Origin of the sequence: Streptomyces sp. NPDC091271 (assembly GCF_044757505.1) — a bacterium.
Taxonomy (GTDB): domain Bacteria; phylum Actinomycetota; class Actinomycetes; order Streptomycetales; family Streptomycetaceae; genus Streptomyces.
Genome location: NZ_JBIVVD010000012.1, coordinates 88,834 through 105,366 on the forward strand (window position 1 = coordinate 88,834; position 16,533 = coordinate 105,366).

Annotated in this window: 16 protein-coding genes and 1 pseudogene; 11 read left to right on the forward strand and 6 right to left on the reverse strand. The window is 71.8% G+C overall.

Annotation, left to right across the window (positions count from 1 at the left end; translation table 11 throughout):
• Nucleotides 1-57: 57 nt before the first annotated feature.
• Complete coding sequence (locus ACIQM3_RS36355) at nucleotides 58-1,107, forward strand: DUF2804 domain-containing protein (RefSeq protein WP_401632341.1); 1,050 nt, start codon at nucleotides 58-60, stop codon at nucleotides 1,105-1,107.
• A 37-nt stretch (nucleotides 1,108-1,144) separates the two neighbouring features.
• A complete protein-coding gene (locus ACIQM3_RS36360) occupies nucleotides 1,145-1,825 on the forward strand; it encodes a phosphotransferase (RefSeq protein ID WP_401632344.1) in 681 nt (226 codons plus the stop codon).
• A gap of 34 nt (nucleotides 1,826-1,859) precedes the next feature.
• Here the strand turns inward: ACIQM3_RS36360 and ACIQM3_RS36365 are convergent, their stop codons facing one another.
• Together ACIQM3_RS36365 and ACIQM3_RS36370 are read right to left on the reverse strand one after the other, a co-directional pair.
• Nucleotides 1,860-2,504, reverse strand: a complete 645-nt coding sequence (locus ACIQM3_RS36365; RefSeq protein WP_401632347.1) for a LuxR C-terminal-related transcriptional regulator — start codon at nucleotides 2,502-2,504, stop codon at nucleotides 1,860-1,862.
• Between the two features lie 7 nt (nucleotides 2,505-2,511).
• Nucleotides 2,512-3,801, reverse strand: a complete 1,290-nt coding sequence (locus tag ACIQM3_RS36370) for a sensor histidine kinase (RefSeq protein ID WP_401632350.1) — start codon at nucleotides 3,799-3,801, stop codon at nucleotides 2,512-2,514.
• 134 nt (nucleotides 3,802-3,935) lie between these two features.
• Between ACIQM3_RS36370 and ACIQM3_RS36375 the strand changes: the two genes are divergently transcribed.
• Together ACIQM3_RS36375 and ACIQM3_RS36380 are read left to right on the forward strand one after the other, a co-directional pair.
• Entirely contained in the window at nucleotides 3,936-4,688 is a 753-nt protein-coding gene (locus tag ACIQM3_RS36375) for an ABC transporter ATP-binding protein (protein ID WP_401632353.1), read from the forward strand.
• Nucleotides 4,682-7,156: an FtsX-like permease family protein gene (locus ACIQM3_RS36380; RefSeq protein WP_401632354.1), complete on the forward strand. Its 2,475-nt coding sequence runs from the start codon at nucleotides 4,682-4,684 to the stop codon at nucleotides 7,154-7,156. The genes ACIQM3_RS36375 and ACIQM3_RS36380 overlap by 7 nt, the downstream gene beginning before the upstream one ends.
• A gap of 11 nt (nucleotides 7,157-7,167) precedes the next feature.
• Here ACIQM3_RS36380 and ACIQM3_RS36385 read toward each other — a convergent pair whose 3' ends face one another.
• The 4 genes from ACIQM3_RS36385 to ACIQM3_RS36400 all read right to left on the reverse strand — a co-directional run bounded on the left by ACIQM3_RS36385 (nucleotide 7,168) and on the right by ACIQM3_RS36400 (nucleotide 10,144).
• Nucleotides 7,168-7,521, reverse strand: coding sequence for a hypothetical protein (locus ACIQM3_RS36385; RefSeq protein WP_401632357.1), 354 nt, complete (start codon nucleotides 7,519-7,521; stop codon nucleotides 7,168-7,170).
• Nucleotides 7,522-7,671: 150 nt separating this feature from the next.
• On the reverse strand, nucleotides 7,672-8,532 hold the full coding sequence (locus ACIQM3_RS36390) for a sulfurtransferase (protein WP_401632360.1): 861 nt from the start codon (nucleotides 8,530-8,532) through the stop codon (nucleotides 7,672-7,674).
• A 4-nt stretch (nucleotides 8,533-8,536) separates the two neighbouring features.
• On the reverse strand, nucleotides 8,537-9,175 hold the full coding sequence (locus ACIQM3_RS36395) for a hypothetical protein (protein WP_401632363.1): 639 nt from the start codon (nucleotides 9,173-9,175) through the stop codon (nucleotides 8,537-8,539).
• 186 nt (nucleotides 9,176-9,361) lie between these two features.
• On the reverse strand, nucleotides 9,362-10,144 hold the full coding sequence (locus ACIQM3_RS36400; protein WP_401632366.1) for a response regulator transcription factor: 783 nt from the start codon (nucleotides 10,142-10,144) through the stop codon (nucleotides 9,362-9,364).
• A gap of 778 nt (nucleotides 10,145-10,922) precedes the next feature.
• On the opposite strand from ACIQM3_RS36400, the pseudogene ACIQM3_RS36405 reads away from it, so the two are divergent.
• The 7 genes and pseudogenes from ACIQM3_RS36405 to ACIQM3_RS36435 form a co-directional block, all read left to right on the forward strand.
• Nucleotides 10,923-11,570 (forward strand): annotated as a pseudogene (locus ACIQM3_RS36405) (biotin carboxylase N-terminal domain-containing protein); the annotation flags it as partial.
• 252 nt (nucleotides 11,571-11,822) lie between these two features.
• Nucleotides 11,823-12,152, forward strand: coding sequence for a TcmI family type II polyketide cyclase (locus ACIQM3_RS36410; protein WP_401632369.1), 330 nt, complete (start codon nucleotides 11,823-11,825; stop codon nucleotides 12,150-12,152).
• On the forward strand, nucleotides 12,149-13,420 hold the full coding sequence (locus ACIQM3_RS36415; protein ID WP_401632372.1) for a beta-ketoacyl-[acyl-carrier-protein] synthase family protein: 1,272 nt from the start codon (nucleotides 12,149-12,151) through the stop codon (nucleotides 13,418-13,420). The genes ACIQM3_RS36410 and ACIQM3_RS36415 overlap by 4 nt, the downstream gene beginning before the upstream one ends.
• Nucleotides 13,417-14,664, forward strand: a complete 1,248-nt coding sequence (locus ACIQM3_RS36420; protein ID WP_401632375.1) for a ketosynthase chain-length factor — start codon at nucleotides 13,417-13,419, stop codon at nucleotides 14,662-14,664. The genes ACIQM3_RS36415 and ACIQM3_RS36420 overlap by 4 nt, the downstream gene beginning before the upstream one ends.
• 131 nt (nucleotides 14,665-14,795) lie before the next feature.
• On the forward strand, nucleotides 14,796-15,068 hold the full coding sequence (locus ACIQM3_RS36425; RefSeq protein WP_401632378.1) for a phosphopantetheine-binding protein: 273 nt from the start codon (nucleotides 14,796-14,798) through the stop codon (nucleotides 15,066-15,068).
• Nucleotides 15,069-15,131: 63 nt separating this feature from the next.
• Nucleotides 15,132-15,917 (forward strand): 3-oxoacyl-ACP reductase FabG, encoded by a 786-nt coding sequence (fabG, locus tag ACIQM3_RS36430; RefSeq protein WP_401632381.1) that lies wholly within the window; start codon nucleotides 15,132-15,134, stop codon nucleotides 15,915-15,917.
• 110 nt (nucleotides 15,918-16,027) lie between these two features.
• Nucleotides 16,028-16,533: aromatase/cyclase (locus tag ACIQM3_RS36435; protein WP_401632384.1), on the forward strand; the 506-nt coding region annotated here is incomplete at its 3' end.

Consider the following 16,533-nt stretch of genomic DNA (forward strand, 5'->3'; position numbering starts at 1 on the left):
TGGGGCGCGCCCGGAACCGTGCCGGGGCGGGGCGCCGCACCGCTATAGGCTCCGGCCATGGCGACGCACGAGCACGAGATCACCGAGCCCGTCGACCTCTGTCTGTCCGACGGCAGCCTGAATCCGGCGGCGGTCGGCTGGTCCAGGAAGCCGCTGCACCGGGCCAATCTGCGCGGCTGGGGCAGGACGAAGCGGTGGGAGTACTGGTGCGTGACCACGCCCACCCATCTGGTGGCCCTGACCGTGAGCGACCTCGACTTCCTGGCGCTGAACACGGTCTACGTGCTGGAATTCGGCCCCGGCGGGCGTGAGTTCGAGTGCTCCTCGATCGTCCCCGCCGGCCGGGGCGTCCGTCTCCCCGACACCGTCGCCGGGGCCCCTGGCTCCGAGGACGTGGTCGTCGGCCCCGCCCGCCCGACCGGCGGCAGGGTGCGCATCGAGATCCGTGACGAGAACGCCGGCACCAGGCTCCGGGCCCGCTGTCTCACCCCGGAACGGCTGCCGCTGGAGGTCGGCCTCCTGGTCTCGCGGCCGGAAGGACACGAATCGCTCTCCGTGGTCGTGCCGTGGAGCGAGCAGCGCTTCCAGTACACCTCCAAGCACACCGCGCTGCCCGCCTCCGGCCGGGTGCGGATCGGCAACGATCTCCTGAGGTTCGGCGGGGAGGACACCTGGGCAGTCCTGGACCACGGCCGCGGGCGCTGGCCGCGTACCGTCGAGTGGAACTGGGGCGCCGCGTCCGGCCGCACCGGCGGGCACACGGTCGGCCTCCAGTTCGGCGGGCGCTGGACGGAAGGCACCGGCTCCACCGAGAACGGCCTCTGTGTGGACGGCCGGCTCACCAAGATCGGCGAGGAGCTGGACTGGCAGTGGTCCGTCTCCGATCCACTGGCCCCCTGGACCCTCCGTACGCCCTCGTCCGGCCAGGTGGACCTGACGTTCACCCCGTTCCACAACCGGGCCGTGCACACGGACGTCGGCCTGATCGCCAACCGCACAGACCAGCGCTTCGGGCACTACGACGGCCGGATCCGCACCGACGACGGGACCGAGATCGCCGTGGAGCAGTTGCTGGGCTGGGCCGAGGACGTTCACATGCGCTGGTGACTCCCCCGGGCGCGACGGCGCGGGTAGGTTTCCCCTCATGCATATAGGCCCACTCCTGGGCTCGGGACGCACCGCCGACGTGTACGCACTCGACGGCCCCTGGGTCCTGCGCCGCTACCGCGACGGCATCGACGCCACCGGTGAACTGGCCGTGCTGTCGTACCTCTCGGCCTCGGGCTACCCCGTCCCCCGCATCGGCCCGCCGGCCGAGGAGGCACGTCCCACGGATCTGGTGATGCAACGGCTGACCGGTCCGACACTGGCCGAGGCGCTCATGACGGGCGCCGTCACCGAGGGCGAGGGCGCGGAGCTGCTGGCGCGGCTCCTGCGGGAGCTGCACGCGATCCCCCCACGGCTCTCCCAGGACCCCGAGGACCGGATCCTCCACCTGGACCTGCACCCGGAGAACGTGGTCATGACCCCCGACGGCGCCATGGTGATCGACTGGCTGACGGCCGGGGAGGGGCCGCCCGCGCTGGACCGGGCCATGACGTCGGTGATCCTGGCCCAGGTCGCCCTCGATCCGTCGTTCCCCGCCGGTGCTCAGCTCCGGGAGCTGCTGGCGGCGCTGCTCTCCCGGTTCACTGACGACGGCGGCGTGCCCGCCGACGTCCTCACCCGCGCCACCGCCCTGCGCGCGGCGGACCCGCAGCTCACCGCGCACGAGACGTCGGTGCTGGACGAGGCGGCGGAGCTGGTCGCCTCGCTGGCGGCCTGACGGCACTCCCGCCGTCAGCCCGCCGGCGTCCGGGTCACTTCCGCAGGTAGGCCAGCACCGCGAGGACCCGGCGGTTCGTCGCGTCGGTCAGGGACAGGTCCAGCTTGGTGAGGATCGAGCCGAAGTGCTTGCTGACCGTGCCCTCGCTGACCGTCAGCGCCTCGGCCACCGAGGCGTTCGACCGGCCCTCGGCCATCAGGGCCAGCACCTCCCGCTCCCGTGCGGTCAGCCGCGACAACGGGTCACGCCGGTGCCTCAGGAGCTGGCGCACCACTTCCGGGTCGACGACCGTTCCGCCCTCGGCGACCCGCTGGAGCGCGTCGACGAACTCCTCCACCTTCCCGACACGTTCCTTGAGGAGGTAGCCCACCCCCTCGCCGTCGCCGGAGTCGAGCAACTCCTCGGCGTAGGCCCGCTGGACGTACTGGCTGAGGACCAGGACGGGCAGCCGGGGCCGGGTCTCCCGCAGGGACACGGCGGCGCGGAGTCCCTCGTCGGAGAAACCGGGCGGCATCCGTACGTCCGTCACCACGATGTCCGGACCGTGTTCGGCGACGGCCGCGGTGAGTTCGCCGGCGGAGCCGACACCTGCCACCACCTGGTGGCCGAACCTCTCCAGCAGGCCGACGAGGCCCTCCCTCAGGAGCACACTGTCCTCGGCCAGCACGATGCGCAGCATCCAACCCTCATTCGACCAGGTGAGCGGGGACCCGGGGGACATCCAGCCGGAGCACGGTCGGCCCCCCGGCCGGGCTGGACAGTAGCAGCCGTCCGTCCAGCACGGAGAGCCGGTCCGCGACCCCCTGGAGCCCGGTCCCTTTGGTGGTCGCCGCGCCTCCGGCCCCGTCGTCCCGCACCTCGACGGTCAGCCGCTCGCCGTCGTCCCGGCCCGTCACCCACGCCCGGTCCGCCCCGCTGTGCTTGGCCACGTTGGCCAGCGCCTCGCAGAGGGCGAAGTACACGGCGGTCTCCACCGGCTGGGGCAGCCGCCCGGGTATGTCGAGGTCCACATCGACGGGTACGGCCGAGCGGTCGGCGACGTCCTCGACCGCCGCGGCCAGCCCCCGGTCGGTGAGGACCTGGGGGTGAATGCCCCGGATGAGTTCCCTGATCTCCACCAGGGCTTCCCCCGCCTCCTCGTGCGCCTTGGCCAGCAACCCGCCCAGCGGTTCGGCCGGGTTCTCCAGCCTGGCCAGTCCGAGCGTCATCGAGAGGGCGACGAGCCGCTGCTGCGCACCGTCGTGCAGATCGCGCTCGATCCGGCGGCGTTCCGCCTCGAAGGCGTCCACCAGCCGCATCCGGGAGCGGCCCAACTCCTCGATGCGGGCGTCGAGTCCGTCGGCCGACGAGGACAGCAGCGCCCGGGTCAGTGCCGCGCGTGCCACCGCCGCCCACCCGAGGGGATAGGCCAGGAGCGGCAGCAGGACCAGCCCGAGCAGGGCCAGCGCGAAGGCCTGGGGGTAGGAGTCGGCCAGATAGAGCTTCAGCACGCGCACCTCCTCTCCGCCGGTGACCGCCGCCATGACGACCGGCGTCGCCAGCAGCCCGCCGCAGACCGCCAGTACGCCCCCGACGAGCAGGCCCTCCAGCGGCCAGAGCACCCCGGCGAACAGCAGCGCGTACCCGAACTCCCGCCAGGTGGCCTGCTCCCGGAGCCGCGTACGGAGCCATGCCGGCAGACCGGCGCGCGCCGGCGCCCGGTGCGGATCTCCTAGGGGCACGGGGTCGATCAGCCGTAGCCTGCGGCGTTCGGCCGCGGCCACCGGGATGCCGATGAGGGCGAGCGTCAGCAGCAGCGGCAGGCCGACGAGCACCAGGGTCAGGGCACCGCCCACCACGGCCAGCAGCAGGACGGACACGAGGAGGGCCAGCCCCGCCGGGACGCTGCTCAGCAGGTACAGCACCACGCGCCACGGCCAGGCGCCTAGGAGATAACGGCGCCGCACGAGGGCCTGCCGGAGGGTGAGCGATCTCATGGACCGCACCGTAGACAGCACGGGCCGGTCACCACCACCCGGTGGGCGGGGGGCCGGGGGTGGAGCTGGCTCCACCCCCAGGACTCCTCCTCGGTGCGATGTGGGCGGCGGGCGCCGCCGGTTGGATCGAACCCATGAACCAACGACCCGCAGCCGTACCCGCAGCCGTAGAGCTCGACACCGTCACCCGGTCCTTCGGGAAGGCCGCCGACGCGGTCACCGCGCTGGACGGCGTCAGCCTCACCATCCCCAGGGGCTCCTTCACCGCGATCATGGGACCGTCAGGTTCGGGGAAGTCGACGCTCCTCCAGTGCACGGCCGGCCTCGATCGCCCCACTTCCGGCCGGGTGTTTCTCGGGGACACGGAGATGACCGGGCTGAGCGAGCGGAGGCTCACGCTGCTGCGCCGCGAGCGGATCGGATTCGTCTTCCAGGCCTTCAACCTGCTGCCGGCCCTCACCGCCGAGCAGAATGTGGCGCTCCCGCTCCGGCTCGCCGGCCGCAGACCCCGGCGCGCGGAGGTGCGCGAGGTGCTGGAGCGGGTCGGCCTCGGCTCCAGGGCCCGCCACCGGCCCACCGAGCTCTCCGGCGGCCAGCAGCAACGCGTCGCCCTGGCGCGGGCGTTGGTCACCCGCCCCGAGGTCCTGTTCGGCGACGAGCCGACCGGGGCCCTCGACTCCCGTACGGGCCAGGAGGTCCTGGGGCTGCTGCGGTCGATGGCCGACGGCGGCCAGACGGTGATCATGGTGACGCACGACCCGGTGGCCGCCTCCTACGCGGACCGTGTGGTGTTCCTGGCCGACGGATCGATACGGGACGAGCTGCGGGACCCGGCCGCCGGAGAGATCGCCGCGCGCATGACCGCCCTGGCGGTGGCCCCGTGCTGAGCTCCGCCCTGCGCTCGATGCGAACCCGCTGGGTCACCTTCGTCGGCTCCTTCGTCGCACTCGCCCTGGGCGTCGGGCTGATCGCCATGACCGGGCTGGCACTCGCGGCCACCTTCGACGCCCCGGAGCGCGGCCCCGAACGCTTCGCCGCGGCACCGGTCGTGGTGGCGCCCTCGGACACCCTCCGGGTCGCCACACCGATCGGGGAGCGTACGGCCCGGCTCACCGACCCCCGGCCGGTGCCGCAGCGCCTGGCCGACGGGCTCTCCGCGCTGGGGCCGACGGCGGAGGACCGTACGTTCCCCGTCCGTCTGGCCGGCGAGGGGGCCGTGGGACATCCGTGGTCCGTGGCCGCCGCCACCCCCTACCGCGTCACCTCCGGCCGGGCGCCGGCCGCGGCGGGCGAGGTCGTCGTGACGGCGGGCGCGGTTGCGGGTATCCGGGCCGGTGACCGGGTCCGGGTCGCCGTCCCCGGTGCCCCTGCCGGGACGGGAACGCGGACGGTCGTCGGCACGGTGGCGGACGCCGGTTTCGAGACGGCGGTGTTCTTCAGCGACGCCGAGGCCGCCCGCGTCCACCCCGCCGTCGACGCGGTCGCCGTGCACGCCGACGCGGACGCCGTACGGCAGTTGACCGGGAAGTTCGCCGGCATGAGCGTCCTGACCGGCGACGACCGGCGACGGGCGGACGCCGATCCCGACCGGGACACCGAGGCCCTGACCGCCGTCAACGCACTGCTCGGCACGGCGGCCGGCATCACCGGTTTCGTCTCGGTCTTCGTCGTCGCCTCGACGTTCTCCTTCGCTGTGGCCCAGCGCAGAAGGGAGTTCGGGCTGCTCCGCACGGCGGGTGCCACGCCCGGTCAGGTGCGGCGCACGGTCGTCGTGGAGGCGCTCGTGATCGGCGCCCTGGCCTCGGCCGCCGGCTGTCTGCTGGGCGATGCCGCCGCACCCGTGCTGGCCGGCCGGCTGGCCGAGGGGGGCTTCGCCCCGGCCTGGTTCGCCATCGGCGACGCGACGTGGCCGATGCACACCGCCTTCTGGACCGGGCTGGCCGTGGCGCTCGCCGGGGCCGCCGTCTCCTCCCACCGCGCGGGCCGGATCCGCCCCGTGGAGGCGCTCCGCGACGCGGCCGTGGACGCCGGACGGATGCCGCCGAGCCGCCTGCTGCTGGGCGCCGCCGTCCTGCTGACCGGTCTGGGGCTGCTGGGCTGGTCCCTGCTGACCGATCCCGGGGACGTACTCAAGCGGAAGACGTACATCCTGCAGCCCATGTGGATCATCGTCGGCTGCGCGCTGCTCTCGCCGCTCGCGGTACGTCCGATGACGCGCCTGCTCACCTGGCTCCCCGCACGGCTGCCGGGCGCCACCGGGCTGCTGGCCCGGGAGAACGCCTCCAGCGCCGTGCGCCGCACCGCCGCGGTCGCCGCGCCCGTCATGATCACCGTCGCCCTGGCGGGGTCTCTGCTGGGCACCGTGGCCACGATCAACGAGGCCAAGGCCACCGAGGCGGCCTCGGTCTCCGGCGCCGACTACGTGGCCGGCGGTGACGGCCCGCTGGACCCGCGCTTCGTGCAGCGCGTACGGAGCGTGCCCGGGGCCGTGGCCGCCGCCTCCCGCTCCACCGGGGTCACCGTCCTCGAAGAAGGCACCGCGCTCATCAGGTCGGAGGCATGGGCGGCGGATCCGGACGCCCTGGCGGCGACCGCCCGCCTGCCCCTCGTCGCCGGCCGGATCACGGACCTGGACGACGACTCCATCGTCGTCAACGAGGAGTGGGAGACGCGGACGGTGGGCCGGCGCGTGCGCGTCTGGCTGGGCGACGGCCGCGAGGTGTCGCTCCGCGTCGCGGCGGTGATGCGGACCGGCACCGGAAGCAACGGGGTGTACGTGACCCCCGCGAACGCGGCCGGGGCGGCCATCGACCGCATCGACATCAAGCTCCGTGAGGGGGCCGACCGTTCGGCCGTCCACGCTCTCCTGGAGAAGGCCGGGCGGGACACCGGCACCCCGGTCATGACACGCGACGCGTGGGTGGCCGCGCACTACCCGCGCACCGGCGGCAACACCCGGGCTGGCCTGCTGCTCATCCTGGGCATCGCGCTGCTGTACACGGGGATCGCGCTGGCGAACACCCTGGTCATGGCCACCTCCGACCGGGTACGAGACCTGGCGGTGCTCCGCCTCACCGGGGCCACGAAACCGCAGGTGCTCCGGCTGGTGACGGCCGAGGCGCTGGTCGTCGTGGCCGTGGGCGCGGTCCTGGGAGGGGCGGTGGCCGGGCTGAACCTGCTGGGGGTGAAGAGCGCCCTCGAGCTCCTCTCGGTGAGCTCCCCGGTGGTGGTCCCGTGGGCCGCCCTCGTCTCGGTCCTGACCGCGTGTTCCCTCGCGGCCGTGGTCTCCGCCGTACTGCCCGCGCTCGTGGCACTGCGTACGAGGCCGGTCGAGGTTGCGGGCGCCCGGGAGTGACCCGGTGCCGCTCAGCCGTTGAGCGCGTACGCCAGGGTGATCACCGGGAACGGCCACACCAACGCGCCGAGCAGGGCCATCCGGCCCATCGGGGTCATGCGGCGCAACGGCGGGGAGCGGTACAGCCCGGTCAACGCTGCCGCGCTCGCGGCGAGCACCCCGGCCGCGCCCAGCAGGAACGACAGGGGGGACTCACCGGAGGCCGCGCTCCACACCGACACCATCAGCACCAGGCACCCGAGGAAGAACAGCGCGGCGAGGGGCACGCACCAGATCAGGGCGACCATGAAGACCTGGCCCGTCGTGGCGGGGCGAGGGCGGGGCGCGGGCGACGTGGAGGCGGGAGCGGGGAGTGCGGGGAACATGCGCGGCTGCCTTTCAGCACTGCGGAGTACGTGCCTCCACTCTGCGGGGGCCGGCTCCCCCGCAGCATGCGCGCGCATACTCAGGCCCCACGGGCCACCGCACTCATTCCTCGGCGGCCGCCTTCCGGGCCCTCGTCTGCAAACGCATCTCTACACACCTGTCGTGACGGGGAGTTCGGACGGACTGCCCCACTCGCTCCACGAGCCGTCGTACACGGACACCTCGTCGTACCCGGCGAGTTGGGCACCCAGCGCGAGGACGCAGGCGGTGACACCGGAACCGCAGCTGACGACCAGGCGTTCCCGCTCCCCGAGCAACGCGCCGAACACCGCGCGCAGTTCCCGGCCCGGGAGCATCCGGCCGTCGCGCTGGATCTCCCCGAACGGCAGGTTCAGCGCCCCCGGCATGTGTCCCCGCCGGAGCCCAGGCCGAGGCTCGGCGACCGTACCGGCGAAGCGCTCCCGGGTGCGTGCGTCGAGGACAGCCGATCCCGAATCCGCCAGTGCGGCCATCACAGCACCGCTGCCGACCAGCATGCCCTCCCGCGGACGGGCGATGAAGTCCCCGGCGCCCCCCGTGCCCTTGGTGCCTGCGGGCGCAGCGCCCTCCTCCACCGGCAGCCCGGCCGCCGTCCACGCGGGCAGGCCGCCGTCGAGCACCGCGACCCGGCCGAAGCCCATGGCGCGCAGCATCCACCAGGCGCGGGCACTGGAGTAGACACCTGCGGCGTCATAGACGACGACGCTGTCGGTGCCGCCGACTCCCAGGGCGCGCATCTCCTCCGTGAAGCGCCGGGCACCAGGCATCGTGTGCGGCAGGGGCACGGTGTGGTCGGACATCACCCCGTCGATGTCGAAGCGCAGCGCCCCGGGGATCCGCCGTTCCGTCGCGCGGTGCGCACCCACGGAGGCGTCGAGCACCACGAGCCCACCGGCCGCCAGCCGCACCCCGAGCCATTCAGGCCCGACGAGCGGCCCGGGCAGGCTTCCCGCGTCATCGATCGTCCCCATGCCTTCAGTCATTCCCGTCCCCCTGGCCCCCGTCATCGGTCCGCGCCGCCATGCCTATCAGCCTCACCACGCGCAGCAGATCCCGGTGCCGAAAATACGTGGCCGCGTCAACCCGGTAGGCGGGCGGCTCCATGCGTCGCTCCAGCTCCAGGGTGCAGGCTGCCAGACGGGCCCGCTCCCGCTCCCCCGGCGTGCCCTCCGCCTTCAGGCAGTCGGCGGCACAGAGGTCCACGGTGCGGCTCAGCTCGTCGGTGAGCCCCGCACTCCGCAGCCGTACGCGCCAATGGCCCACGGCGTGCAGGGCCGCCTCACGCCGGGCCCCGTACCAGTACTCCGGACTGTTCGGATTGCGCTCACGGGCGCGCGGGGCGCGAAGGCCCCGGCGTTTCGCCTCCGCCCGCTCCGCCGCGTACGCCCGCAGCTCCACCTGCCACGCGGCCCTGCTGGCCTCGATCACGCCCAGAGCACGCAGCAGAGCATCCTCGTCCTCGCGGAAGGGACCGGCCTTGTGCGCGAGATAGCTCACCGTCGCCCCGAATCCGATCGGCCGGTACAACTGCACGCAGGAGCGGAGCGAGACCACCCGGTGACCGTACGGCAGTGAGGGGTCGCGGACCTTGCGTGCGAAGTTGGTGAAGCCCATCCACGGGAGGCTAGCGGGGCCTTCGGACCTGAGCCCGGATCAAAGGCGCCTCAAGCGGCCCGGGCCTCACCCCACCCGCGCAAGTTCCGCCAGGCCAGGGTGATTTCATCAGCGCGAGCGGAGCCGAGAGCTCGGGGAAGTACCGGGCGTCGCGGGTCCGGCCGGGCGAGGCTTTGCTGACACGGCCTAAGGATGCCCCAGGCGGAAACCGATTCCCCGCACGGTGAGGATCCACTCGCTGGAGCCGAGCTTGGCGCGAAGGGTGCCGACGTGGGTGTCGATGGTCCGGCCTCGCGGAGACCAGGCGTCTCCCCATACCTGAGCCATGATCTGACGCCGGGGTATGACCATGCCGGACTGGGAGGCCAGTAAATATAACAAGTCGAACTCCTTGCGGGTCAGGTCCACCGGCTCCCCGTCCAGCGTGGCGACCCGGGCCCCCGCGTCGATACGCAACGCGCCGTGGCTGACCACCCGGGACACCGTGGCGTGCAGTCGGACCCGGCGCATCACCGCCTCCATGCGGGCGAGGAGCTCACGGAAGCCGTACGGCTTGACGAGGTAGTCGTCCGCGCCGGCCTGGAGCCCCAGGACGCGGTCCAGTTCGGAGTCGCGGGCAGTGACGGCGATCACGGGGGTGTCACAGACGGCTCGGATGCTTCGGCAGACTTCCAGTCCGTCGAGGTCCGGCAGATCGAGGTCGAGCAGGACGAGGTCGGCGTTTCCGTGCGCCTGGAGCGCCTGCGCCCCGGTGGAGACGCTCTGGGCGGCGTAGCCCTGGCGTGCGAGGCCCTGAAGGAGGATTTCGGCGGACCGGGCGTCGCTCTCGACGACCAGCACACGCAGGACCTCCTCCGGGGGTGTGGTGGTGGGGGATTCGGTCACCCGCGGAGCCCGCGCCACCGCGGGTCGGCCAGGACGATTGCGCTCCGAGGGAAGTTCGATTAGATCCGCCGCCTGCCGATTCATCTGCTCCTCCTGAGGCACAGTCACGCGATGACGGACTGTTGAACGCTCACAACCTGCAACTTAGCAAACAAACTCGTCTGATCGTGGATGCCGTTACTGCTGGGCAGTTATCTCCTGCACAGTAGGACGGTTTTTAGCACGGAAAGGTTTCCTGCCGAGACCGGGTTTCTTACTACGGCGTTTCCCGGGCAAAATGGAATGGTCCGGCCGGCGGGTAGGGGGCGACCCCCCTCCGGACCTCGTGTTTCCCGCAATCGAATCACTGAATGGAAGTAAAGGTTCCCCTTCCGGATACCCGCGTATGACGAAGAACATACGGACTTGCCTGTATCTCATCGCCCCAGCGGGCAGGCCACGGCCTCGCGCGGGCCTGCCGACGCAAGGCCGGTGGTCAAACCCCGGCAGCGCGTCCGGTGCACCGCGGGAAAAACCCCGCTTCCGCGCCGCGCCGACCGGGGGCCCGGGGAAACAATGCGAAATCTTTTGGAAACATCATCCGAACAACGGATGGAACCGCCCGCGCACAGGAACCGGCCGGGGCGTCCCGGCAAATCCGTCCCGGGCGGAGTGCGGGGCGTCCGGGCCCGTGCCGCGCTCAGCCGGGCGACGGCTGACGAAGACCTGACGTGGTCCTGACCCAGCTCTTGCAGCCCCGGGTAAATGCTGCACTCCGCCTGCCGATTCGAACCCACTCCTGGACCGGGCCGTGTTGAAGCGGGACCGTCGGAACGAACAGGCTGGTGGCACCGCCGGAGGAGAAGGTGCAGGGGGAACCGTCGTGCGTAAGGTGCTCATCGCCAACCGTGGTGAAATCGCTGTCCGTGTGGCCCGAGCGTGCCGGGGCGCGGGGATCGACGGCGTGGCCGTGTACGCCGATCCGGCTCGGGACGCCCTGCACGTCCGGGCCGCTGATGAAGCGTTCGCCCTGGGCGGTGACACTCCGGCCGCCGGCTACCTGGACATGGCCAAGGCGCTCCGGGCGGCGAAGGACTCCGGCGCGGACGAGGTCCACCCCGGTCACGGCTTCCGCGGGAAGAACGCCCAGTTCGCGCAGGCGGTCCTGGACGCGGGTCCGATCGGGCTCGGCCCACCGCCGCGGGTGATCCGGGAGCTGGGGGACAAGGTGGCCGCCCGGCACATCGCGCAGCGCGCGGGCGCCCCTCTCGTCGCGGGTGCTCCCGGCCCGGCCCCGGACGCGGCCGAGGTCGTCGCCTTCACCGGGGAGCACGGCCTGCCGATCGCGATCGAGGCCGCCTCCGGCGGTGGCAGGCGGGGCCTGAAGGTCGCCCGCACCCTCGGAGAGGTGCCGGAACTGCGCGGCTCCGCCGTCCGTGAGGCTGTCGCCGCGTTCGGCCGGGGCGAGTGCTTCGTGGAACGCTGTCCGGGCGGGCCGCGCCACGTGGAGGCGCAGTGCCCGGCCGACCGGCAGCTCGCCGAGCGCCGCGCGGTGAAGAGGTCCGTCCCACGGGGCGGGGGCGGAATGAATTATTCCCCGCGGTCCGACGGTTCTTCGTCCGCCCTTCGCGGTGTCCGTGAGTTCCCGAGCGCTTCTGCAATTACCTGACACTGTCCTGACATTGCAGTTGTTGAAACCTTGCAGGGCCCTCGGGATACTTGTTCTCAATCACCCCGACAGACTTTTCGTGGATTCCAGAAAAAATACAGAGAGGGGAGAATCATGCACAGCACGCTGATCGTGGCCCGAATGGATCCTGCGTCGGGCATCGATGTCGCCCAGCTTTTCGGCGCGTTCGACGAGACGGAAATGCCGCACCGCATGGGAACGCGGCGGCGTCAGCTCTTCCAGTACCGGGGGCTCTATTTCCACCTCCAGGACTTCGACACCGACAACGGCGGCGAGCTGATCGAGCAGGCCAAGTCGGACCCGCGCTTCGTGGCGATCAGCGACGACCTCAAACCGTTCATCGAGGCGTACGACCCGAAGACCTGGCGTTCCCCGGCCGATGCCATGGCCACCCGCTTTTATCATTGGGAGGCGTCCGCGTGAGCGGCCGACGAGTCGTCATCACCGGCATCGAGGTGCTGGCCCCCGGCGGTGTCGGACGGGACCGGTTCTGGGAGCTGCTGAGCGAGGGCCGCACCGCCACCCGTGAGATCACCTTCTTCGACGCCACCCCCTTCCGCTCCCGGGTCGCCGCCGAGATCGATTTCGATCCCGAGGCGCACGGCCTCACCCCGCAGGAAATCCGCCGCATGGACCGGGCCGCGCAATTCGCGGTGATCGCGGCGCGCGGCGCGGTCGCGGACAGCGGCGTCGACCTGGAGACGTACGACCCCTACCGCGTCGGCGTCACCGTTGGCAGCGCCGTCGGCGCCACGATGGGCCTGGACGAGGAGTACAAGGTCGTCAGCGACAGCGGCCGGCTGCATCTGGTCGATCACACCTACGCCGTCCCACATCTCTACAACTACCTCGTCCCCAGTTCGTTCGCGGCCGAGGTCGCCTGGGAGGTCGGCGCACAAGGCCCTGCCACCGTGGTCTCCACCGGCTGCACCTCCGGCATCGACTCCGTCGGCCACGCCGTCGAGCTGATCCGCGAGGGCACCGCCGACGTCATGGTCGCCGGCTCGTCCGACGCCCCGATATCCCCGATCACCATGGCCTGCTTCGACGCCATCAAGGCCACCACTCCCCGTCACGACGAACCCGGGCGCGCCTCCCGTCCCTTCGACGGCACCCGCAACGGCTTCGTCCTCGGCGAGGGAGCCGCCGTGTTCGTCCTGGAGGAACGGGAAAGCGCGAGAAAACGCGGCGCGCACGTCTACGCCGAGATAGCCGGCTACGCCACCCGGTCCAACGCCTATCACATGACGGGGCTGCGCCCGGACGGGGCGGAGATGGCAGAAGCCATCGGGACGGCGCTGGCCGAGGCGCGGATGGACCCCACCGAAATCGACTACGTCAACGCGCACGGTTCCGGCACCAAGCAGAACGACCGGCACGAGACCGCTGCCTTCAAGCGGAGCCTCGGGGACCACGCGTACCGGACCCCGGTCAGCTCCATCAAGTCGATGGTCGGCCACTCGCTGGGTGCCATCGGCTCCATCGAGATCGCCGCCTCCGCCCTCGCCATGGAGCACAACGTCGTTCCGCCCACGGCCAATCTGCACACCCCGGACCCGGAGTGTGACCTCGACTACGTGCCCCTGCTGGCGCGGGAACAGCTCACCGACGCCGTCCTGACCGTGGGCAGCGGATTCGGTGGGTTCCAGAGCGCCATGGTGCTGGTGCACCCCGAGAGGAGCGTGTCATGACCACCTCGGTCGTCGTCACAGGACTGGGCGTCATCGCCCCCACCGGCCTGGGCACCCGGGATTTCTGGTCGGCGACACGCAGCGGGAAGAACGCGATCGGCCGTGTCACCCGTTTCGACCCCTCGTCCTACCCCTCGACGCTGGCGGGGGAGGTGCCCGGCTTCGTCGCCCAGGACCATCTGCCGAGCCGGCTGATTCCCCAGACCGACCGGATGACCCGGATGGCGCTGGTCGCGGCCGACTGGGCGTTGGCGGACGCGGACATCGACCCCGAAGGCGTTCCGGCGTACGACATGGGCGTGGTCACGGCGAGTTCCTCGGGTGGCTTCGAGTTCGGCCAGAACGAACTGCGCAAGCTGTGGAGCCAGGGCAGCCAGCACGTCTCCGCCTACCAGTCGTTCGCATGGTTCTACGCGGTCAACAGCGGCCAGATCTCCATCCGCAACGGCATGAAAGGGCCCAGCGGCGTCACCGTCAGCGATCAGGCGGGCGGTCTCGACGCGATCGCGCACGGCCGCCGGCTCATCCGCAGAGGCACTCCGGTGATCGTTTCCGGGGCGGTCGACGCGTCCATCTGCCCCTGGGGCTGGGTGGCCCAGCAGGCATCGGGCCGGCTGAGTACCAGCGACGAGCCTTCCCGTGCCTACCTCCCCTTCGACGCCGACGCGTCCGGCCATGTGCCGGGCGAGGGCGGCGCCATCCTGATCATGGAGGCGGCCGAGTCGGCCCGCGCGCGCGGGGCCCGGATCTATGGCGAGATCGCCGGGTACGGCGCCACCTTCGACCCCAGGCCGGACAGCGGGCGGGAGCCCGGGCTGCGCCGAGCGATCGAACTGGCCCTGGCCGACGCGCAGGTGGACGCCGCCGACGTCGACGTGGTCTTCGCTGACGCGGCCGGCGTGCCGGAGCTGGACCGGGCGGAGGCGGAGGCGATCAACGCGGTCTTCGGCGCCGGGAGCGTAGCGGTGACCGCGCCGAAGACCATGACCGGCCGGCTCTACTCGGGCGCCGCCCCGCTCGATGTCGCCACGGCGCTGCTGTCCATCGAGGAGGGACTGATCCCGCCTACGGTCAACGTCGCCGCCGACGAGTCCTACGGCCTGGACCTGGTGACCGCGGCACCACGGGCGGCCCGCGTCCGCACGGCACTGGTCCTGGCACGCGGCTACGGAGGCTTCAACTCCGCCGTCGTCGTCCGCGCCGTCGAGGCCGACGCGTCGGCCGGCGTCGCCGGCACGCCCTAACCCGCACCGCACCGCACCGCTCCGGCGACCCGGCCACCCGTGGTCCGCCGGCACACCATGCACCGGTGCTCCACCCGCCGCCCGCCGGCCCCCGCACCACTTCCCGCTGATCCGATCCGGAAGGAACCCCTGTGTCCACTGCCGAATTCACCCTGGACGACCTGCGCCGCATCCTGCTGGAGGCCGCCGGCGCGGACGAGGGCGTCGACCTGCACGGCGACATCCTCGACGTGCAGTTCGAGGCCCTGGGCTACGAGTCGCTGGCCCTGCTGGAGACCGGCAGCCGCATCGAGAGCGAGTACCACATCGCCCTCGACGAGGAGCTGCTGTCCGAGGCCGACACCCCGCGCGCGCTCATAGCCGCCGTCAACCAGGCGATACCGGACGCCCGCAGCGCCGCCTGATCCGAACCGGACGGCCCCGTGTACCGCCCACCACCACCACCGGAATTCCCGGAGAGGAAGAACATGTCTGTGCAGGAGAAGCGCGTCGCACTCGTGACGGGTGCCACGAGCGGCATCGGGCTGGCCTCCGCCCGCGCGCTGGCCGCCGGCGGCCACCGTGTCTTCATCGGCGCGCGCAACGCCGAGAACGTCGCCGCGACGGTGAAGCAACTGCAGGACGAGGCCCTGGAAGCCGACGGCGCCGTCCTCGACGTGCGGGACCAGAGCTCGGCCGCCGCCTTCGTCCGGGCGGCCGTCGACCGGTTCGGCGACATCGACACACTGGTCAACAACGCAGGCCGGTCCGGGGGCGGAGTCACCGCGGACATCGAGGAGGAGCTGTGGGCCGATGTCCTGGAGACCAACCTCACCAGCGTCTTCCGCATGACCAAGGAAGTCCTCAACGCCGGTGGCATGCGCCGTAGGAGCCGGGGCCGCATCATCAACATCGCCTCCACAGCGGGCAAGCAGGGTGTGGTCCTGGGTGCGCCCTACTCCGCCTCGAAGCACGGTGTCGTCGGCTTCACCAAGGCTCTCGGCAATGAGCTGGCCCCGTCCGGCATCACCGTGAACGCCGTCTGTCCCGGGTACGTCGAGACGCCGATGGCCGCACGGGTACGGGCCGGCTACGCCGCCGCGTACGACACCACCGAGGAGGCGATCCTGGAGAAGTTCCAGGCGAAGATCCCCCTCGGCCGCTACTCCACGCCCGAAGAGGTCGCCGGGATGGTCGCCTACCTGGCCTCCGACACGGCCGCCTCGGTCACCGCGCAGGCCATCAACGTCTGCGGCGGACTCGGCAACTTCTGACCCGTACACGCCTGCGGGCGGCCCCGCCCCCGCCCGGCGTACGCACCCTGCCTCGGTCCGTGTCCGCACCCGGGCCCCGGCACCCGCACCCACTTGAGACGAGAGCCGTCATGACGACCCATGAGGTTGAGCACGAGATCACGATCGCCGCGCCGGCACCGGATGTGTACCGGCTGCTCGCGGAGGTGGACAACTGGCCGCTGATCTTTCCTCCCACCCTGCACGTGGACCGCGTGGACGGCGACGGGACGCAGGAGCGGATACGGATCTGGGCGACGGCCAACGGCGAGCCCAAGAACTGGACCTCCCGGCGTGAACTCGACCCCGAGGGAATGCGCATCACCTTCCGACAGGAGATCACCACGCCCCCGGTGGCCGCGATGGGCGGCACCTGGATCATCGAGCCGCTGGGGGCGGAGGAGTCACGGGTCCGGCTGCTGCACGACTACCGGGCCATCGACGACGACCCGCACGACCTGCTCTGGATCGACCGGGCGGTGGACAGCAACAGCCGCAAGGAACTGGCCGCGTTGAAGGAGAACGTGGAGGCCGCGCACACCGCGCGGGAGCTGACCTTCTCCTTCGAGGACACCGTCCTGATCCACGGATCGGCCAA

Coding starts and splice junctions, on each gene's coding strand:
- ACIQM3_RS36370 (WP_401632350.1), bottom strand. CDS start 3,801: ATGAGATCGCTCACCCTCCGGCAGGCCCTCGTGCGGCGCCGTTATCTC.
- ACIQM3_RS36375 (WP_401632353.1), top strand. CDS start 3,936: ATGAACCAACGACCCGCAGCCGTACCCGCAGCCGTAGAGCTCGACACC.
- ACIQM3_RS36410 (WP_401632369.1), top strand. CDS start 11,823: ATGCACAGCACGCTGATCGTGGCCCGAATGGATCCTGCGTCGGGCATC.
- ACIQM3_RS36385 (WP_401632357.1), bottom strand. CDS start 7,521: ATGTTCCCCGCACTCCCCGCTCCCGCCTCCACGTCGCCCGCGCCCCGC.
- ACIQM3_RS36400 (WP_401632366.1), bottom strand. CDS start 10,144: ATGAATCGGCAGGCGGCGGATCTAATCGAACTTCCCTCGGAGCGCAAT.
- ACIQM3_RS36360 (WP_401632344.1), top strand. CDS start 1,145: ATGCATATAGGCCCACTCCTGGGCTCGGGACGCACCGCCGACGTGTAC.
- ACIQM3_RS36355 (WP_401632341.1), top strand. CDS start 58: ATGGCGACGCACGAGCACGAGATCACCGAGCCCGTCGACCTCTGTCTG.
- fabG (WP_401632381.1), top strand. CDS start 15,132: ATGTCTGTGCAGGAGAAGCGCGTCGCACTCGTGACGGGTGCCACGAGC.
- ACIQM3_RS36390 (WP_401632360.1), bottom strand. CDS start 8,532: ATGGGGACGATCGATGACGCGGGAAGCCTGCCCGGGCCGCTCGTCGGG.
- ACIQM3_RS36395 (WP_401632363.1), bottom strand. CDS start 9,175: ATGGGCTTCACCAACTTCGCACGCAAGGTCCGCGACCCCTCACTGCCG.
- ACIQM3_RS36365 (WP_401632347.1), bottom strand. CDS start 2,504: ATGCTGCGCATCGTGCTGGCCGAGGACAGTGTGCTCCTGAGGGAGGGC.
- ACIQM3_RS36420 (WP_401632375.1), top strand. CDS start 13,417: ATGACCACCTCGGTCGTCGTCACAGGACTGGGCGTCATCGCCCCCACC.